20 protein-coding genes and 1 tRNA gene are annotated in these 16,910 nt (G+C 71.3%); 6 read left to right on the top strand and 15 right to left on the bottom strand.

The genetic code is table 11. From position 1 onward, the window contains the following. Both ABD437_RS10565 and ABD437_RS10570 read left to right on the top strand, forming a co-directional pair. Positions 1-895 (top strand): carbohydrate ABC transporter permease (locus ABD437_RS10565; RefSeq protein WP_344648608.1); only part of this gene is annotated, 895 nt, incomplete at its 5' end. After that, positions 888-1,700 (top strand): carbohydrate ABC transporter permease, encoded by an 813-nt coding sequence (locus ABD437_RS10570; RefSeq protein WP_344648609.1) that lies wholly within the window; start codon positions 888-890, stop codon positions 1,698-1,700. The genes ABD437_RS10565 and ABD437_RS10570, both read left to right, overlap by 8 nt. 11 nt (positions 1,701-1,711) lie before the next feature. On the opposite strand, the gene ABD437_RS10575 is transcribed toward ABD437_RS10570, so the two are convergent. From ABD437_RS10575 to ABD437_RS10600, 6 genes are all read right to left on the bottom strand, one after another. Beyond that, positions 1,712-1,894, bottom strand: a complete 183-nt coding sequence (locus ABD437_RS10575; protein ID WP_344648610.1) for a hypothetical protein — start codon at positions 1,892-1,894, stop codon at positions 1,712-1,714. A gap of 18 nt (positions 1,895-1,912) precedes the next feature. Further along, positions 1,913-1,985 (bottom strand) — tRNA-Gln (locus ABD437_RS10580). A 390-nt stretch (positions 1,986-2,375) separates the two neighbouring features. Then, positions 2,376-3,452 (bottom strand): TauD/TfdA family dioxygenase, encoded by a 1,077-nt coding sequence (locus tag ABD437_RS10585; protein ID WP_344648611.1) that lies wholly within the window; start codon positions 3,450-3,452, stop codon positions 2,376-2,378. A gap of 83 nt (positions 3,453-3,535) precedes the next feature. Then, a complete protein-coding gene (locus ABD437_RS10590) occupies positions 3,536-3,808 on the bottom strand; it encodes a hypothetical protein (RefSeq protein ID WP_344648612.1) in 273 nt (90 codons plus the stop codon). Positions 3,809-3,927: 119 nt separating this feature from the next. After that, positions 3,928-4,320 (bottom strand): VOC family protein, encoded by a 393-nt coding sequence (locus ABD437_RS10595; RefSeq protein WP_344648613.1) that lies wholly within the window; start codon positions 4,318-4,320, stop codon positions 3,928-3,930. Positions 4,321-4,324: 4 nt separating this feature from the next. Further along, positions 4,325-5,149 (bottom strand): helix-turn-helix domain-containing protein, encoded by an 825-nt coding sequence (locus ABD437_RS10600; protein ID WP_344648614.1) that lies wholly within the window; start codon positions 5,147-5,149, stop codon positions 4,325-4,327. Between the two features lie 18 nt (positions 5,150-5,167). On the opposite strand from ABD437_RS10600, the gene ABD437_RS10605 reads away from it, so the two are divergent. Continuing rightward, positions 5,168-5,926, top strand: a complete 759-nt coding sequence (locus ABD437_RS10605; RefSeq protein WP_344648615.1) for an MOSC domain-containing protein — start codon at positions 5,168-5,170, stop codon at positions 5,924-5,926. Here the strand turns inward: ABD437_RS10605 and ABD437_RS10610 are convergent. Genes ABD437_RS10610 through ABD437_RS10630 form a run of 5 tightly spaced genes read right to left on the bottom strand, consistent with a single transcriptional unit; the run spans position 5,923 to position 9,480 of the window. Next, the gene (locus ABD437_RS10610) at positions 5,923-7,578 is read right to left on the bottom strand and encodes an aminotransferase class V-fold PLP-dependent enzyme (RefSeq protein WP_344648616.1); all 1,656 of its coding nucleotides are present in this window, start codon (positions 7,576-7,578) and stop codon (positions 5,923-5,925) included. The two genes, ABD437_RS10605 and ABD437_RS10610, sit on opposite strands and share 4 nt — an antisense overlap. 18 nt (positions 7,579-7,596) lie before the next feature. Beyond that, positions 7,597-7,977, bottom strand: a complete 381-nt coding sequence (locus ABD437_RS10615) for an MmcQ/YjbR family DNA-binding protein (protein WP_344648617.1) — start codon at positions 7,975-7,977, stop codon at positions 7,597-7,599. Positions 7,978-7,979: 2 nt separating this feature from the next. Beyond that, entirely contained in the window at positions 7,980-8,297 is a 318-nt protein-coding gene (locus ABD437_RS10620) for a hypothetical protein (RefSeq protein ID WP_344648618.1), read from the bottom strand. Continuing rightward, the gene (locus ABD437_RS10625) at positions 8,294-9,187 is read right to left on the bottom strand and encodes a S41 family peptidase (protein WP_344648619.1); all 894 of its coding nucleotides are present in this window, start codon (positions 9,185-9,187) and stop codon (positions 8,294-8,296) included. Before ABD437_RS10625 ends, ABD437_RS10620 begins: the two co-directional genes overlap by 4 nt. Continuing rightward, a complete protein-coding gene (locus tag ABD437_RS10630) occupies positions 9,169-9,480 on the bottom strand; it encodes a hypothetical protein (RefSeq protein ID WP_344648620.1) in 312 nt (103 codons plus the stop codon). The genes ABD437_RS10625 and ABD437_RS10630 overlap by 19 nt, the downstream gene beginning before the upstream one ends. A gap of 53 nt (positions 9,481-9,533) precedes the next feature. Here ABD437_RS10630 and ABD437_RS10635 point away from each other — a divergent pair, with 53 nt between their 5' ends. The 3 genes from ABD437_RS10635 to ABD437_RS10645 are packed head-to-tail and all read left to right on the top strand — an operon-like array spanning position 9,534 to position 10,998. After that, the gene (locus ABD437_RS10635) at positions 9,534-10,094 is read left to right on the top strand and encodes a TetR/AcrR family transcriptional regulator (RefSeq protein WP_344648621.1); all 561 of its coding nucleotides are present in this window, start codon (positions 9,534-9,536) and stop codon (positions 10,092-10,094) included. Then, positions 10,094-10,609, top strand: a complete 516-nt coding sequence (locus ABD437_RS10640) for a DUF4865 family protein (RefSeq protein ID WP_344648622.1) — start codon at positions 10,094-10,096, stop codon at positions 10,607-10,609. The genes ABD437_RS10635 and ABD437_RS10640 overlap by 1 nt, the downstream gene beginning before the upstream one ends. 11 nt (positions 10,610-10,620) lie before the next feature. Further along, the gene (locus tag ABD437_RS10645; RefSeq protein WP_344648623.1) at positions 10,621-10,998 is read left to right on the top strand and encodes a carboxymuconolactone decarboxylase family protein; all 378 of its coding nucleotides are present in this window, start codon (positions 10,621-10,623) and stop codon (positions 10,996-10,998) included. A 204-nt stretch (positions 10,999-11,202) separates the two neighbouring features. Here the strand turns inward: ABD437_RS10645 and glpK (ABD437_RS10655) are convergent, their stop codons facing one another. The 4 genes from glpK (ABD437_RS10655) to ABD437_RS10670 are packed head-to-tail and all read right to left on the bottom strand — an operon-like array spanning position 11,203 to position 16,877. Next, positions 11,203-12,702, bottom strand: coding sequence for a glycerol kinase GlpK (glpK, locus tag ABD437_RS10655; protein ID WP_344648624.1), 1,500 nt, complete (start codon positions 12,700-12,702; stop codon positions 11,203-11,205). 36 nt (positions 12,703-12,738) lie between these two features. Further along, complete coding sequence (locus ABD437_RS10660; RefSeq protein WP_344648625.1) at positions 12,739-14,454, bottom strand: glycerol-3-phosphate dehydrogenase/oxidase; 1,716 nt, start codon at positions 14,452-14,454, stop codon at positions 12,739-12,741. A 53-nt stretch (positions 14,455-14,507) separates the two neighbouring features. Beyond that, a complete protein-coding gene (gene glpK / locus ABD437_RS10665) occupies positions 14,508-16,013 on the bottom strand; it encodes a glycerol kinase GlpK (RefSeq protein WP_344648626.1) in 1,506 nt (501 codons plus the stop codon). An 18-nt stretch (positions 16,014-16,031) separates the two neighbouring features. Then, the gene (locus ABD437_RS10670) at positions 16,032-16,877 is read right to left on the bottom strand and encodes an MIP/aquaporin family protein (RefSeq protein ID WP_344648627.1); all 846 of its coding nucleotides are present in this window, start codon (positions 16,875-16,877) and stop codon (positions 16,032-16,034) included. Positions 16,878-16,910: the final 33 nt, after the last annotated feature.

Consider the following 16,910-nt stretch of genomic DNA (forward strand, 5'->3'; position numbering starts at 1 on the left):
GGACTGGCGGGAGGCGCTCTGGGGGTACGCGCTGATCGCCCCGACCGGCCTCGGCCTGGCGGTGTTCTACCTGTGGCCGGTGCTGCAGACCGCGTACCTCTCGTTCACCGAGGCCGGCCCGTTCGGTGGCCCGTCGGAGTGGGTGGGCCTGGAGAACTACCGGGAGCTGATCAGCGACCCGGAGGTGGGCCGGTCGCTGGTCAACACGCTCGCGTACACCGCGCTGGGGCTGATCGGCATCCCGATCGCGGTCGTGATCGCCGCGCTGCTGTCCCGCCCCGGGTTACGTGGCGTCGCGATCTACCGCACGTTCTTCTTCCTGCCGGTCGTGACGACGCCGGTCGCGGTCGCGATGATCTGGCGCTGGATCTACAGCGGCGACTTCGGGATCCTGAACTACCTGCTGTCGCTGGTGGGCATCGAGGGTCCGCACTGGATCGCCGATTCGCGCACCGCGCTGATCGCGATGGTGATCGTCGGGATCTGGATGGGGCTGGGCTACAACCTGGTCATCTTCATCGCCGCGGTTCGCGGTATCCCCCGGCATTACTACGAAGCCGCGGAGATCGACGGCGCCGGGCCGATCCAGCAGTTCTTCCGCATCACGGTGCCGCTGCTCTCCCCGACGATCTTCTTCGTCTCGGTGGTGTCGGTGATCGGGTCGCTGCAGCTGTTCGACCTGGTCTACGTGCTCGCCGGCGGCTCGAACCAGGCGTCGCGCGCGAACCCGGCCTTCGAGAGCATGGAGACGATCGTCTACCTCTTCTACGCCGAGGCGTTCCAGAACAACGACAAGGGTTACGGCGCCGCGATCGCGATGATCCTGCTCGCGCTGATCGTCGCGCTGACCGCGGTGCAGTTCCGCCTGCAGAAGCGGTGGGTGACGTATGACTAAGAAGCTCGGGTTGGTCCATTTCCTGTTGACGATCGGCGCGTTGGCGATGGTCGCGCCGTTCGTCTGGCAGTTCCTGACGTCCCTCAAGACGCTGGAGCACGCCACGTCGGTGCCGCCGACGATCGTGCCCGACGGGCAGTGGAGCAACTACACGAAGGTGTTCGACCTGGTGCCGTTCGGGTCCCAGTTCCTGAACACGGTCGTGATGGTCGCGGCCCGCGCGCTCGGGCAGGTGCTGATGTGCTCGCTCGCCGCGTACGCGTTCGCGCGACTGCGTTTCCCGGGGCGCACCGTGCTGTTCGGACTGTTCCTGTCGGTGCTGATGGTGCCGCCGCAGCTGTTCATCATTCCGCAGTACGAGATCATCGCCGACCTGGGCTGGCTCAACAGCCTGCCGGCGCTGATCGTGCCCGGCCTGTTCAGCGCGTTCGGCACGTTCCTGCTGCGTCAGTTCTTCCTCGGCCTGCCCGCCGAGCTGGACGAGGCCGCCCGCCTCGACGGCGCGAACCCGCTACGCATCTGGTGGTCGGTGATGGTGCCGCTGGCCCGGCCGGGCATGATCGCGCTCGGCATCCTCACGACGATCTGGTCCTGGAACGACTTCTTCTGGCCCCTGGTGGTCAACAACGACCCCGAGAAGATGACGCTGTCCGCCGGGCTGGCCTCGATGCAGGGCCAGTTCCTGACCGACTACCCCCTGCTGATGGCCGGTTCCCTGCTGGCGTCCCTGCCGGTGATCGCGGTGTTCGTCGTTCTGCAACGTCAGTTCGTCGAGGGCATCGCCCTGACCGGCACCAAGGGCTGACGCACCGCTGTTCAGCCGGCTCGGCCGCCGATCATGGCCACGAGGCCGCCGGACCCCTCGTACCGTGGTTCGCCCCGCAGGCCGGTGACCACGCAGCCGGCGGCCCGGCCGAGGAGGTCGGCCTCGGTGGCGACATCGCCGCCGCCCCTGTCGACCCGCGTCGCGGTGGCCGCCAACTCGGCATCGGTGGTCACCGCTCGACCCTAGCGCTGCTGCGGGCGGAGGATTCGAACCTCCACTGACCGGTTCAGAGCCGGTCGTGCTGCCTGGTTACACCAGCCCGCACGGTCCGGATCGCCGTCGCTTCGGCGGAGCGACGGCGGCCGAGGTCGGGCCGGCCGGCGGGGTAGCGGGCCCGCCGGCCGGCACCAGCGCGGGTGGCGCGGCCGAGGCGCAACGAGCCCGGCGGCGCTCTCCGGGTGATGAGCCCGGGGCCACGCGCTGGTGGGGGCCGTCGCTCGCGCGATCGCGCGGCCCGCGACGGCCTCTCGAGAATCAAAAAACCGCCCGTTCCGGGGAACTCCGGAGGGCGGCGAGGAGGCTCTGACGCGGCTACCCGCGCGCTACTCCCGCCACTGTCCTTGCGGCAACACCTGAATCATCACGAGGACCAGAGTACGAACACGACGACGCCCCGGAAAGTGAATTTCCGGGGCGCCGCGGACGGGGCCGGGATCAGGCGACGGGGCGCGGGATCACCGCGGTCCTCACCGAGAACTGGCCGACGTCGGGAATCGTGGCGAGGTCGTCGGCACGCTTGGAGTCCCGGGCCACGACCGGCTTGCCGAAGTTCGGCACCCGGGGTCGGTCCCGGTCACGCTCGTCCCACAGCCGCAGCAGGTGACGGCGCCGCTGCCACTCCGGGTAGTCGGTGAACTCGGTCCGCGAGTGCAGCGCCGCGAAGTTCGACACCCACTGGATGTCCCCGGGCTGGAAGTCCATGTCCAGCGCCATCCCGGGCTCGTAGGTGATCGCGTCGAACATCTCGATGACTTCGAGGTGCGCGGGAGTCAGCGGAGGAACCCCGGGATAGTCCTGCGCGGTCAGGATGTACGTCGAACCGGCGTAGATGCTGCACACACCGTCCACGATGCTGACGATCGGCGACACGTACGTGTTCGACGGCGCGTTGGCGTCCTGCCGGCGCCAGTCCCAGTGCACCGGCTCGAGCAGCAGCGGCGCGAGGTCGGGGCGCCGCGCCACGATCTCGTTGTAGATCTGCGCGCCCGACACCAGGCTCGAGGCCCCGCCCTGCTTGGCCGGCCGCAGGCAGAACAGCGCCACCGCGTCCGAGCTGTCGGAGTGGAACACCAGCTTGTCGCGGACCCGGGAGGATTTGGCCGTCGGGTCGTCCATCGTCTTGTCCGAGGTGGCGACCACGTGGTCGATCAGGTCGCCCATGCCGTTCTGCTGCATCGGCGAACCGAGGTGCAGCCCGGTCAGGTAGAAGATCGCGCCGCTCAGGGCGTCGGAGTAGAGCTCGGTCTGCAGTCCGCGAATGAGCACGAAGCCGCGCCCGCGCGACATGTCGTGCCCCCACTGCTCGATCGCCGGCGCGCACACCGGCAGCGGGTAGTCCTCCCGAGTCACGGTGCGGAGGTCGGGGTCGTCGAGGACGAACCGGCGTCCGACCGCCTCGAGCTCGGCGATCTCGGCCTCGTTGAGGTGGTAGATCCAGCTGCGGTCGTGTTGTAACTGGTCACCGCGCCACGCGGACGGTCCGGTAACCGGGGAGAGCGTCGTCGAAGTCATGTCGTTTCCCTTCCGCCGACCGGACGTCAGGGTATGAGTGGGATGGACAGCACGTAAATGTGCGGGGGAAACAAAATGCCGCGTCAGATACTCACGCGGCCGCTGCCGTGACAGAACGAGCACATCCGCGTGCGTAAGCGGCGCGCGGCGACGAACGTCGTCGAACCGCGGCCGCGGCAGTACTCGCAGCGGTCGGGATGGCGCAGGTGCCAGCGCCGGACGCCGAACGGGGCGACGAGCGCGAGCCCGAGAACGATCGCCAGGTAGACCGGTAACGGCATCCCGGTCACCGCGAGTACGCGGTCGGCCGCCACCGCCGCCACGACGAGCACACTGAGCCCCAGAAGTATTCTCACGCCGTCCCCCAGCGGACCGTGAATACGGCATCCCCACGCTGAGTAAGAACGACCTAATGGTGACAAGTCAATACATCGGAGTTTGAGTCGGCGGCGCCGGATGCGCCGCCGACTCGGCCTCAGTGCGGGTGGCCGGGGTAGGTGCCGAACGACCAGAGGTTGCCCTCGGGGTCGCGGGCGGCGAAGTCACGGGAACCGTGATCGGTGTCGTACGGCTTCTTCACGATCTCGGCGCCGGCCGCGGCGGCCCGCTCGTGCACCGCGTCGGGGGTGCTCGTCACCACGTACGCGCCGAACGTGCCCGGTGGGAGCTTCCACGGGTTGTCCGGGTCGTCCCGCTCCTGGCCGAGCATGATTCCGCCGCCGCCGGGCCAGGCCAGCTCGGCGTGCTGAATGACGCCGTCGTCGCCGGCGTACGCCACCACCTCCTCGAAGCCGAAGGCGCTGACCAGGAAGTCGATGAGCGCTCGGGCGTCGCGAGCGCGGAGGGTGGGCCACACGGTCTGGGTCATGACGTCAGCTTTCCCCGTCGTCGTCCGGGTGGGCTTGGACGAATCGGCGCTCCTCGGCCAGCCACTGGCTGGGGGGCGCCCCGGCGAGGTCGCGGAAGTCGCGCGCCAGGTGCGCCTGGTCGTAGTAGCCGTGGGCGACGGCCACGTCGGCGAGGCCGTGGCCGGTCGTCAGCAGGGCGCGACGCGCGCGGTCGAAGCGGGCGATCTTCGCCGCGGTTTTCGGCGAGACGCCGAGTTCGGTGCCGAAACGGTCGGAGAGGCGCCGGACGCTCCAGCCGACGGCGTCCGCGGCCGCGGCGACCGTGTGCGCGCCGCCGGTGAGCAGACGCCAGGCCGCGCCGATCTCGGGGAGCGGCGCGTTCCCGGGCCGGCAGAGTCTCAGGAAGACGGCGTCGACCGCGGCGAATCGCGCCGGCCAGGTCGGGGCGGCCCGGAGGCGTTCGTGCAGCTCGGTGGCGACCGGGCCGAGCACGTCCTCGCCGCGGACGTCGAGGTGGCCGAGCTCGCCGGCCGGCAGCCCGAGCAGCGCACGCGCCCCCAGCGGCCGGAGCGCGAGCTGCACCCCCGACTGCCGTCCGCCGTGCGTGATCAGCGCCGGCACGGTGTGCAGCCCGCCGAGGAGCGTCGTGTACTCGCCGCCGGGCTGGGCCGGGTCGGGGTGGGCCTCGACGACGAGCGGCTCGTCGATCGTCACGACGAGCGTGAGGTAGGGCGAGGGCAGGCCGCGGTGGCGCCCCGGGGCGATGCCGACCTGCCGGTACCCGGAGTACCAGGCGACGTAGGGCCGCAACGCCGGGGCGGGTCGGGCTTGCACCGCCTCGTCGATCATGCTGACTACGCTAAGCCCGTGCACGTGAACCGGCTAACCGTCGTCCCGGTGAAAGGCCTGCGCGCGACGCACCCGGCCACGGTCGCGGTGACGCCCACCGGCATCGTCGGTGACCGGCAGTTCTTCCTGGTCGACGCGGCCGACAAGCTGTTCTCGGCCTCGCGCACCGGGGCGTTCCTCGGGGCGCGGGCGTCCTGGTCGCCCGGGGTCCTGGACGTGTCCGGGGTGCGCGCGCCGATCGAGCTCGGGCCGGCGGTGGACGCCGACTTCTACGGCCTCAAGCAGGTCGCGGCGCACGAGGTGCTCGGGCCGTGGTCGGCCTACTTCAGCGGCCTGGCCGGTCAGCCCGTGCGGCTGGTGCACGCCGACGAGCCGAACGGCGGCTGCGACGTGCACGCGCTGACGCTGCTCGGCGACGCGTCGGTGGGTGAGCTGGCCTCCCGGGCCGGGGTGGCGTCGGTGGATTCGCGGCGTTTCCGGATGTCGGTGGAGTTCGCCGGGGGCGCGCCGCACGCCGAGGACGGCTGGTCCGGTGCCGCGTTCCGGGCCGGGTCGGTGGTGCTGCGGGTCGGCGGGCCGGTGCCCCGGTGCGCGGCCACGACCCGCCACCCCGACGGCGGCGCCACCGACCTGAAGACGTTGCACCTGATCAAGGGCTACCGCGGGGTGACGACGGGCGAGCTCGGGCGCGGCATCCACTTCGGGGTGTACGCCGACGTGGTGGAGCCCGGCGAGATCAGCGTCGGCGACGAGCTGGTCCCGGCCGAGTACACCTAGCGCACGCAGGCGGCCGGGAGCAGGAACCAGCGCAGCTCCTCGAAGGCCGCCGGGAGGTCGGGGACGGGCCCGTCGGTGGGCTCCGGGTGCGTGGTCAGGATGCGGCGGGCCTGCTCCAGGTAGCCGGGGCGCGCGCTCTCCGGCGTCGTCGGCGGGGCCGGTGGCGCCGTGATCCGGCCGTCCGCGCCGAACCGCAGGTCGGCCAGGCGCACCCGGGACGGCGCGTGCCCCCGGTGGGCCCAGTGACCGGTCCGGGCGTCGAAGCGGTACTCGGCCAGCAGCCGCGCTCCGTGGCGGGCCACCAGCAGCACCGCCTCGATCAGGTAGTCGACGTCGTCGTCCGAGGCGGCGTAGTGGAAGTTCAGCCGGGTCCAGCCGGGCTTGATGCCCTCCCAGCCCGCGGCGAGCTGCTCGGTGAACCGGCGCGACAGCGCGTCGTCGATGCCCAGCAGGCGATGTCCGTACGGGCCCGCGCAGGAGCAACCGCTGCGGGCCTGGATGCCGAACAGGTCGTTGAGCAGGACCGCGACGAACCCGTGGTGCAGGTACCGGCCGGTGTCGGTCCGGAGCTGGAACGAGACGATCGGCAGCCGGTCGGCGTCCGGGTCGCCGAGCAGCTCGACGCGCTCCTCGGCCGACCAGCGCCGCCGCACCCGCTGCCAGAGCTCCCGCTCGCGCTCCTCGATGACGTCCGTGCCGACGGCGTCCTTGACCGCGAAGACGAGCCCGGCCCGGATCGATTCGACGATCGCCGGTGTGCCCCCTTCTTCCCGGGCGACCGGATCGGACACGTACCGGTGGTCGGTCGGGGTCACGTACAGCACGGTGCCACCGCCCGGGTCGACCGGCGCCGGTGCGGTGATCAACCGCGTGTCGACGACGAGCACCCCGGGGGTCTGCGGTCCGCCGACGAACTTGTGCGGCGAGAGGAAGACGGCGTCCTTGTCGTGCATCGAGATCGGCAGGTACGGGCCGGCCGTCGCGTAGTCCCACACCGACAGGGCGCCGTACTTCCGCAGCAGCGCCGAGACCGCCGCGGTGTCGGTACGCAGCCCGGTGACGTTCGAGGCCGCGGAGAAGCTCCCGATCCGCAGCGGACGGTCGGCGTGGGCGGCCAGCGCGTCGCGCAGCGCGTCGAGGTCGATGTGTCCGGTGCGGTCCGGCGCGATCGGAACGACGTCGGCGATCGATTCGCGCCACGGCAGCTCGTTGGAGTGGTGCTCGTACGGCCCGACGAACACCACCGGGCGCGGGTGCGACGGGACGCGCAACCCGAGTATCCCAACGAGCTTGGCCACCGCGGCCGTGACCCCGGACCCGCAGAAGAGCACCACGTGCTCACGCCCGGCGCCGACGCCGCGGTGGATGATCGACCGGGCCTCGTTACGCAGCGCGGTGGTCTGCGCCCCGGTGGCGGACGCCTCGCTGTGCGTGTTCGCGTAGCGCACCAGCACCTGGTCCCGGATGAAGTCCTCGACGAAGTCCAGCGCCTGGCCGGTGGCGGTGTCGTCGGCATAGGTGATGCGGCGCGGGCCGAACGGGCCGTCGATCGTCTGGCCGGTTCCGATGCGGCCGGTCCGGATGCGCTCCAGGAGGTTCCCGGACCGTCGAGTAGGGACATCGGACAGGGCAGGAGCCGCCGGCGCGCGCATTCGAACTCTTCTCCGTAATTAAGTAGGACTCCTTTCTATCCCGTGCGCGCAAGCGTAGGCGGCGGCCACGCGCTTCGGGGCGCGGAGGAGCCAGGCCTCGGTGATCAGCTCGGTCAGCTCGTCGAGCGGGATCGCGTCGAGCCGGACGAGCACGGCCGCGTAGCCGTCGAAGTGCGGAATCGTGAAGTAGACGCCCGGGTCGTCGGCGATCAGGGCGGCCTTGGCCCCCTCGTCGGCGACCCGCGCGCCGAGGACCGGCGACGGGTCGTCGGTGCGCTCCGACCGGTCCCAGACGAACGTCTTGCCGCGCACCTTCCAGGCCGGCTGACCGTAGGAGGTCGCCTCGCTGCTCTCCGGCAGCGCGAGCGCGATCCGGCGCACGTCGTCCCAGGTGGCCACGGTCAGGCTCCGCGCAGGTACGCCAGCGCGGCCCGGGCGAACGGCAGCCAGTGGTCGGTGTGCTCGGCCGGCACGCGCACCCAGTCCTTCATCGGGCGGCCCCGCCCGGACGGGTCGAACAGCTCGGCCCCGTCGAGCGCGAGCGCGTCGGCGTGGGTCGGGGTGCCGCGCCCCAGCCGGAACACCGCGTCCTCGGTGTGCACCACCGCGAAGACCTTCGTCTCCCGCTTGAGCGCCCGGCTCCCGAACATCGCGGCGGTGTGCACCCCCTCGGGGGCCAGTTCGTCGAGGATGTCGTCGAAGCACTCGTCCGGCGTCATGGCGCCACCCTAAGGCGCCGGTGGGCGACGTCGAGCGCGTCGGACGCCGTCACCTCGACGTCGGGCACCACCCCGACGCCCTCCCAGTTCGTGCCGGTCACCGGGTTGACCGACGCCGACACCGAGATCGTGGCCTCCAGGTGCGGGTGCACCCGGAACGCCCGCCGGTTGTGGGCGCCGCCGGGTGTGCGCTCCCCGATCACCTCGGCGCGGCCCAGCTGCTGCAGGTCGTAGGCCAGCTCCTCGGCCGACGAGAACGTGTCGGCACCGGTGAGCACGGCCACCGGCCGGCTCCGGCCGAAGCGCCGCCCCGGTAACGCCGGGCTGGTCCAGAACTGGGTGACGGCCCCGTACCGGTCACGCTGGCTGTTGACGTGCACGGGTTCGTCGTCGAACAGGTAACCGCAGAGCAGCGCGACCATCCACGGGTCACCGCCCCGGCAGCGACGCAGATCGAGGATCAGCGCGGACGCGTGCTGCGCCCAGGTCAGCGCGGCCCCCACGATCTCACCGGCCGCGCCGGGCGCGAACAGGATCGGCGCGAGCTCCACCACGGCGACGTTCCCGTCGAGCCGTTCGGCGCGGGTGACACCCCCGGCCCACTCCGCCGCGAGCGCGCCGCGGCGTACCGCGTCCGCCGCGTCGTCCCCGTGGTCGGCCGGGAGCTCGTCGGCGTGGAACACCAGCCGGGTGTGCCGGTCGCCGTTGACCGACTGCAGGTCCGCGGTCACCCGCGCGGCCAGCTCCGCGAGCTCCGGGCCGGCGTAGGCGCCCTCGTCGAGACGGCGGCGCAGTACCGCGCTGATCTCCGCTGCGACGTCGGGAAACACGTAGTGGTCGTCGACCAGCGCGGCCACCTGCTCGACGACCGTCACTCGGTCTCGCCCCACCCGGTCAGCGTCTGGTCGCGGTAGCGCGCGAGCACCGCCGGAACCCCGCCCCGGCTGGCGTTCAGCTCCCCCGCGTCGACGCGCCAGAGCGTGAAGTCGCCGCCGCGACCGGGCACGGTGAGGTCGACCGACTCGATCCCCAGCGCCCACGACGGGTCCGGCGCCCACCAGGCCTGGCACTCCGCGCACCAGCCGGCGTCCCGTTCGCTGACCGGGTTGATCGACTCCTCGAGCCGCGGGTGCGCCGGATCCGGGCACCACCCGTCGAACAGCCGGTCCGTGGGAATCGTCACCGCCCCATCGTATTCGCCTGCACTCTGTACCTACTAGTATGTACGGTGACCGCATGGACGCCGCGGAACGCCTGATCACCAGTACGCAGGAGCTGCTCTGGGAGCGGGGCTACGTCGGCACCAGTCCGAAAGCGATCCAGCAGCGGGCCGGGGCCGGGCAGGGCAGCATGTACCACCACTTCACCGGAAAACCCGACCTCGCGCGGGCCGCGATCGACCGCAGCGCCACCGAGCTCCGGGCGCTGGCCGAGGAGAAGTTCGCCGGCCCGGGGTCGGCGTACGACCGGATCGCCGCGTACCTGCGGCGCGACCGGGACGTGCTGCGCGGGTGCCGGGTCGGCCGCCTCACCCAGGATCCGGACGTCGTCGCGAACCCGGAGCTGCGCGAGCCGCTCGAGGAGACCCTGAGCTGGCTCCGCGGCCGCATCAGCGGGCTGATCGCCGAGGGCGTCGCGGCCGGCGAGTTCAGGCCCGAGCTGGTTCCCGACGACGTCGCGGCCGCCCTGGTGGCCGTGGTGCAGGGCGGCTACGTGCTGGCCCGGTCCGCCGACGATCCGGCGCTGTTCACCCGCGCCGTCGAGGGCGCGCTGACGCTGCTCGGAGGGCGGCGCTGATGCACGCGATGCAGTACGAGATACCGCTGCCCACCGACTACGACATGGGCATCATCCGCCACCGGGTGGCCACCCGCGGCTCCGCGCTCGACCACTTCCCCGGCCTGGGCCTCAAGGCCTACCTGATCCGCGAGCACGCCTACGCGCCGTTCTACCTCTGGAACGACGTGGCGGGGATGAACCGGTTCCTCTGGGACGGTGGCTTCGCGAACATCATCCGCGACTTCGGGCGGCCCCCGGTGCGGCAGTGGACCGGCCTCGCGTTCGCACGCGGTCCCGCGGCCGAGGCGCGGACCGCCACCCGGCTGGACGTCCACCTGCCCGACGGCGACCCCTCGGACGTGATCCGGCGCGCGATCGACGAGCTCGTCCCCGGTCCGGACGTCCACTCGGCCGCCCTGGTCATCGACACCCACAACTGGGTGCTGACGCACTTCACGCTCGGCGGCACCCACCCCGGCACCCGCTACGAGGTGCTCCACCTGAGCACACCCGGTCTCGACGAGATCTCCTAGGAGCGAACACCATGGAAGACGCCATCCTCGATCGCGACGCCGGCTACGCGCTGCTCGCCGAACTGCAGGACGAGCGGTACCGCACCGAGCTGCTCGAGGGCCTGGAGAAACGCGCACCCGGCTTCCCGGACTGGCTGGTCACCGTCCTGTTCGGAGGAACGTACCAGCGCCCCGGGCTGAGCCTGCGTGACCGGCAGGTCGCCAACCTCGCCGCGCTGACCGCGCTCGGCGGCGTGGAGCCGCAGCTGGCCGGCCACGTCGAGACCAGCCTGCGGATCGGCATGACCCCGGCCGAGATCGTCGAGGTGTTCGTCCACCTCGCGCCGTACGTCGGGGTGCCGAAGGCACTGGCCGGCCTGCGTGCCGCGGCGCCGGTGCTCGACCGGTGACGGTCCGCACCGTCCTCGGCGACGTCGACCCCGGCGACTGGTCAAGGTGGCCAGTGGCTACCACCGGGTCGACGCGCACTCCCACCGGACGCTGGTGGCGGCGGCACACGCCCACTCCGCCACCGGGGGCCCCGATCGCGGTGCACCACGAGGCGGGCGGCGCGGTGGCCGACGCTATCACCGTCACCAACCCGGCCCGCGCACTCAGCTGGCGTGCGGTTTGATCCAGCCGAACGTGCGCTCGACGGCGCGCTGCCAGTTGTCGTACTCCTCGGCCCGGCGGTCGGCGGCCATCGCCGGGCGCCACTCGGCCGCGCGGTGCCAGTTCTGACGCAGCGTCGCCAGGTCGGCCCAGTACCCGACGGCCAGGCCGGCCGCGTAGGCCGCCCCCAGCGACACGGTCTCGGCCACCATCGGCCGCACGACCGGCACGTCGAGCACGTCGGCGAGGAACTGCATCAGCAGGTTGTCCGACGTCATCCCACCGTCGACGCGCAGCGTGCGCAGGTGGAGCCCGGAGTCGGCGTTCATCGCGTCGACGACCTCGCGGGTCTGCCAGCCGGTGGCCTCGAGCACCGCCCGGGCCAGGTGCCCCTTCGTGATGTACGAGGTCAGCCCGACGATCACGCCCCGGGCCTCGCTTCGCCAGTACGGCGCGAACAGGCCCGAGAACGCCGGCACGATGTAGCAGCCGCCGTTGTCCTCGACCGTGCGCGCCAGCGTCTCGATCTCCGGTGCGGTGCTGATCAACCCGAGCGAGTCGCGGAACCACTGCACCAGCGACCCGGTGATCGCGATCGAGCCTTCGAGCGCGTACGTCGCCGGCGAACCGCCGATCTGGTAGCCGACCGTCGAGAGCAGGCCGTGGGTGGACTGCACCACCTCGGCCCCGGTGTTGAGCAGCAGGAACGAACCCGTGCCGTAGGTGCACTTCGCGTCGCCGGGCGCGAAGCACACCTGCCCGAACAACGCGGCCTGCTGATCGCCCAGCGCGGCGGTGATCGACACCCCGGGCAGCACCGACGTGCACACCCCGTAGACCTCGGCCGACGACCGGATCTCCGGCAGCATCGCCGCGGGGATGTCGAAGAACTCGAGCTGCGCGGGGCTCCACTGCAGCGTCCGCAGGTCCATCAGCATCGTGCGGCTGGCGTTGGTGACGTCGGTGACGTGCACCCCGCCGGTGAGGTTCCAGATCAGCCAGGTCTCCATCGTGCCGAACAGCACCTCGCCGCGCTCGGCCCGCTCCCGCAGACCGGGCACGTGGTCGAGCTGCCAGCGCAGTTTCGGGGCCGAGAAGTACGTGGCGAGCGGTAACCCGCACCGCGCCTCGACGTCCTTCGCGTCGGCGTGCGACGCCAGCTCGTCCACCAGCCCGTCGGCCCGGGTGTCCTGCCAGACGAGCGCCTGCCCGATGGGGCGCCCCGAGGAGCGCTCCCAGAGCACGCAGGTCTCCCGCTGGTTGGCGATGCCGATGCCGACGACCTGTGAGGCGTCGATACCGGCCTCGGCCACCGCCCGGGGCACGATGCGCTGCACGTTGCGCCAGATCTCCGCCGCGTCGTGCTCGACCCAGCCGGGCTTGGGGTAGAGCTGGCGGTGCTCGCGCTGGGACACCGACACCAGCCGCCCGGCCTGGTCGAACACGATGCAGCGGGTGGAGGTCGTCCCCTGGTCGATCGCGATCACGTACCGCGAAACCATGTCGGCCTCCTCCCGGTCGCCGCAGTGACGATCCTATTACCCGGTGATCAGGGGAACCACGTCTTCGGCCCCCAGCCGCTTCGCATCGGCGGTCTCGTCGTCCGGTTGGTCCTGCGACGCACGTTCAGCCTCGACACGTCGCAAATAATGCTCTACCTCACGATCGACCTGTTCGGCGCTCCACCCGAGCACCGCGGCCATCAGCTCCGCCGCCGGCCGGGCCGCGGCCACCCCGCGGTCGGGCACCTCGATCGAGATGCGGGTGCGGCGGGTCAGCGCGTCCTCCAGGTGCCGCGCACCCTCGTGCGACGCCGCGTACGCGATCTCGACCCGCAGGTAGTCCTCGGCGCCCTCCAGCGGCGAGCGCAGCGACGGGTCCTCGGCCATCAGCTCCAGCAGCTCGTTCAACAGCGACCCGTACCGGCTGAGCAGGTGCTCGATGCGGGCCACGTGGAGCCCGGACCGGGCCGCGAGCGTCGCCCGCTGATTACGCAGCGCGCGGAACCCCTCGGCCCCGAGCAGCGGCACCGTGTCGGTGCACGACTTCGGCGCACCCCGGTCCAGCGCGTGCACGGCCGCGTCGACGGCGTCGCGGGCCATCACCCGGTACGTCGTGTACTTGCCGCCGGCCACCACGACCAGCCCCGGCTGCGGCGAGGCCACCGTGTGTTCCCGGGAGAGCTGCGAGGTCGACTCGGACTCCCCGGCCAGCAGCGGACGCAGCCCCGCGTAGACGCCGACCACGTCCTGCTTGGTCAGCGGCGTGACCAGCACCTTGTTGACCTCGTCGAGCAGGTACTCGATGTCACGGCTGGACGCCGCCGGGTGGGCCTTGTCCAGCGCCCAGTCGGTGTCGGTGGTGCCGATGATCCAGTGCCGGCCCCACGGGATGACGAACAGCACCGACGACGCGGTACGCAGGATCAACCCGGTGGAGGACTGGATGCGGTCGCGCGGCACCAGCAGGTGGATGCCCTTGGACGCGCGGACGTGGAACTGGCCGCGCTCCCCCACCATCGCCTGGGTGTCGTCGGTCCAGACGCCGGTCGCGTTGATGACCTGCTTGGCCCGGATCGTGAACTCCCGGTCGTGTTCCAGGTCGCGCACCGTCACGCCGGTGACCCGCTCGGACTCGCGCAGGAAACCAACGACCCGGGCGCGCGAGAGCACCTTCGCCCCGTACGCCGCCGCGGTGCGGGCCAGGAACATCGTATGGCGCGCGTCGTCGACCTGGGCGTCGTAGTACTGCAACGCCCCGACCAGCGCGTCCTTGCGCAGCGACGGCGCGACCCGCAGCGCGCCGCGACGGGTCAGGTGCCGGTGGTGCGGCAACCCCCGCCCGGCGCTGGACATGCTGAGCACGTCGTAGAGCGCCACCCCGCTGCCGGCGTAGAGCCGCTCCCACCCGCGGTGCTTGAGCGGGTAGAGGAACCGCACCGGCCGCACCAGGTGCGGCGCCAGGCGCTGCACCAGCAGACCGCGCTCGTGTAACGCCTCGCGCACCAGCCCGAAGTCGAGCATCTCCAGGTAGCGCAGGCCACCGTGGATCAGTTTGCTCGACCGGCTGGACGTTCCGCTCGCGAAGTCACGTGCCTCGACGAGTGCCACCGAGAGGCCACGGGTCACCGCGTCGAGCGCGGCCCCGGCTCCCACCACGCCACCCCCGACCACGACGACGTCCAGTTCGTCACCGTCGGCGAGCGCGCTCAGCGCCGCCTCCCGAGCCTCCGGTGAAAGCCGCCCGGTGTCCATACGTCCTCCGTCCGTGGGCGGGGCGGCGAACGCCGCCCCGCCGAGAAAAACCGTCAGTCGACGTCCACCCAGTCGAGCGTCCGCTCGACCGCCTTGCGCCACTTCGCGTACCCCTCGGTGCGCCGTTCCTCGCTCCAGCTCGGCTGCCAGCGCTCCGACTCGTTCCAGTTCTCACGCAGCTCGTCGGTGTTCTTCCAGAACCCGACCGCGAGCCCGGCCGCGTAGGCCGCACCGAGCGCGGTGGTCTCGGCCACCACCGGGCGGCTGACCGGCACGCCGAGGATGTCGGCCTGCAGCTGCATGCACAGGCTGTTGGCGGTTACCCCACCGTCCACTTTCAACACGTCCAGCGTGACGCCGGAGTCCTGCGCCATCGCCTCGGAGACGTCGCGGCTCTGGTAGCAGATCGACTCGAGCGTGGCCCGGGCCAGGTGCGCGTTGGTGTTGTACCGCGAGAGCCCGACGATCGCGCCCCGCGCGTCCGACCGCCAGTACGGTGCGAACAGTCCGGAGAACGCCGGCACGAAGTACACGCCGCCGTTGTCGTCGACCTGACGGGCCAGCGCCTCGCTCTGCGACGCGCCGCTGATGATGCCGAGCTGGTCACGCAGCCACTGCACGGCCGAGCCGGTGACCGCGATCGAGCCCTCCAGCGCGTAGACCGGGGCCTGGTCGCCGAACTTGTAGCAGACCGTCGTCAACAGCCCGTGCTCCGAACGCACCAGCTCGGTGCCGGTGTTGAGCAGCAGGAAGTTGCCGGTGCCGTAGGTGTTCTTGGCCTCGCCGGGCGCGAAACACACCTGCCCGACGGTGGCCGCCTGCTGGTCGCCGAGGTCACCGGTGAGCGGGACGTCACCCCGGAACGGGCCGCCGGCCTCCAGCGAACCGTAGCCGTTCGGGTCCGACGAGGGCCGGATCTCCGGCAGCATCGAGCGCGGGATGTCGAAGAACGACAGCAGTTCGTCGTCCCAGTCGAGCGTCTCGAGGTTCATCAGCATCGTGCGGCTCGCGTTCGTCACGTCGGTGACGTGCGCTCCGCCGGTGAGGTTCCAGATCAACCACGTGTCGGTGTTGCCGAAGATCGCGTGGCCGGCCTCGGCGGCCTCGCGGACCCCCTCGACGTTCTCCAGGATCCACTGGATCTTGCCGCCGGAGAAGTACGTGGCCGGGGGCAGGCCGGCCTTCTGCCGGATGGTCTGGCCCCGCTCGTCGCGGTCGAGCGCCGACGCGATGCGGTCGGTGCGGGTGTCCTGCCAGACGATCGCGTTGTAGTACGGACGGCCGGTGCGCTTGTCCCAGACGACGGTGGTCTCGCGCTGGTTGGTGATGCCGAGCGCGGCCAGGTCGGACGCGGACAGGTTGAGGTTGTTCATCGCGGTCCGGATGACCGAGGCGGTGCGCTCCCAGATCTCCACCGGGTTGTGCTCGACCCAGCCGGCCTGCGGCAGGATCTGCTCGTGCTCGAGCTGGTGACGGCCGACCTCGTTGCCACCGTGGTCGAAGACCATGAACCGGGTGCTGGTCGTGCCCTGATCGACTGCGCCGACGAAATCAGGCATGCGTTTCTCTCCTCGGAATCAAGCAATCTTCTCGGTGGCGCGGGCGTCGGCCGACGGCAGCTCACCGGGCTCCTGGGGCTCGTCCGACGGCAGGAACCGACCGATGAGCAGACCGTAGAGTGCGGCACCGACAAGAGCACCGATGATCGGGGCGATGATCGGCACCCAGAAATACAGATTTCCGTACTGATCGCTCCACGCTGTTTCGTACCCCGTCAGGTACGAGGCCAGACGCGGGCCGAAGTCACGGGCCGGGTTGATCGCGTACCCGGCGTCGGTGCCCCAGGCCATGCCGATCGCGACCACGAGGAACCCGATGATCAACGGCGTCAGGTTCGCCAGCGGCGGGTTGTTGCGCAGGTCGGTCAGCGCGAGGATGACGAACAGCAGGATCGCGGTGCCGATGACCTGGTCACGGAACGCGCCCCACTCCGACACCGGCAGCGCGCCGTTGCCCGGCAGCGTCGAGAACACGCCCTGGGTCTTGATCGTGTTGCCCGGGTCGACCTTCGCCAGCACCTCGCTGTAGTTCCAGCGCACGAGCAGCGCGGCGACGAACGCGCCGAGCGTCTGCGCGGCGATGAACGCCGGCACCTTGCGCCAGGAGAAGCCCTTGAACACCGCGAGCGCGATCGTCACCGCCGGGTTCAGGTGGGCGCCGCTGATCCGCCCGGCCACGAACACGCCGAGCGTCACGCCGAACCCCCACGCCCAGGCGATGCTGTCGTGGTCGCCGAGCTCGCCGGCCACCACCTGAGCGACCACACCACATCCGAACAGAATCAGGATCAACGTTCCGGCGAACTCCGCCGCCATCTCGCCGACCGTGCCGGGAACCTTCGGGATCTTCAACCGTTCCGCCATGGGACCTCCCGGGGCTGGGGCCGGGAGCCGACA

It is taken from the genome of Cryptosporangium japonicum, from assembly GCF_039524755.1.
Taxonomy (GTDB): Bacteria; Actinomycetota; Actinomycetes; order Mycobacteriales; family Cryptosporangiaceae; genus Cryptosporangium; species Cryptosporangium japonicum.

Coding starts and splice junctions, on each gene's coding strand:
- ABD437_RS10640 (WP_344648622.1), top strand. CDS start 10,094: ATGCACGCGATGCAGTACGAGATACCGCTGCCCACCGACTACGACATG.
- ABD437_RS10610 (WP_344648616.1), bottom strand. CDS start 7,578: ATGCGCGCGCCGGCGGCTCCTGCCCTGTCCGATGTCCCTACTCGACGG.
- ABD437_RS10570 (WP_344648609.1), top strand. CDS start 888: ATGACTAAGAAGCTCGGGTTGGTCCATTTCCTGTTGACGATCGGCGCG.
- glpK (WP_344648624.1), bottom strand. CDS start 12,702: ATGGTTTCGCGGTACGTGATCGCGATCGACCAGGGGACGACCTCCACC.
- ABD437_RS10635 (WP_344648621.1), top strand. CDS start 9,534: ATGGACGCCGCGGAACGCCTGATCACCAGTACGCAGGAGCTGCTCTGG.
- ABD437_RS10595 (WP_344648613.1), bottom strand. CDS start 4,320: ATGACCCAGACCGTGTGGCCCACCCTCCGCGCTCGCGACGCCCGAGCG.
- ABD437_RS10620 (WP_344648618.1), bottom strand. CDS start 8,297: ATGACGCCGGACGAGTGCTTCGACGACATCCTCGACGAACTGGCCCCC.
- glpK (WP_344648626.1), bottom strand. CDS start 16,013: ATGCCTGATTTCGTCGGCGCAGTCGATCAGGGCACGACCAGCACCCGG.
- ABD437_RS10600 (WP_344648614.1), bottom strand. CDS start 5,149: ATGATCGACGAGGCGGTGCAAGCCCGACCCGCCCCGGCGTTGCGGCCC.
- ABD437_RS10670 (WP_344648627.1), bottom strand. CDS start 16,877: ATGGCGGAACGGTTGAAGATCCCGAAGGTTCCCGGCACGGTCGGCGAG.
- ABD437_RS10585 (WP_344648611.1), bottom strand. CDS start 3,452: ATGACTTCGACGACGCTCTCCCCGGTTACCGGACCGTCCGCGTGGCGC.
- ABD437_RS10645 (WP_344648623.1), top strand. CDS start 10,621: ATGGAAGACGCCATCCTCGATCGCGACGCCGGCTACGCGCTGCTCGCC.
- ABD437_RS10660 (WP_344648625.1), bottom strand. CDS start 14,454: ATGGACACCGGGCGGCTTTCACCGGAGGCTCGGGAGGCGGCGCTGAGC.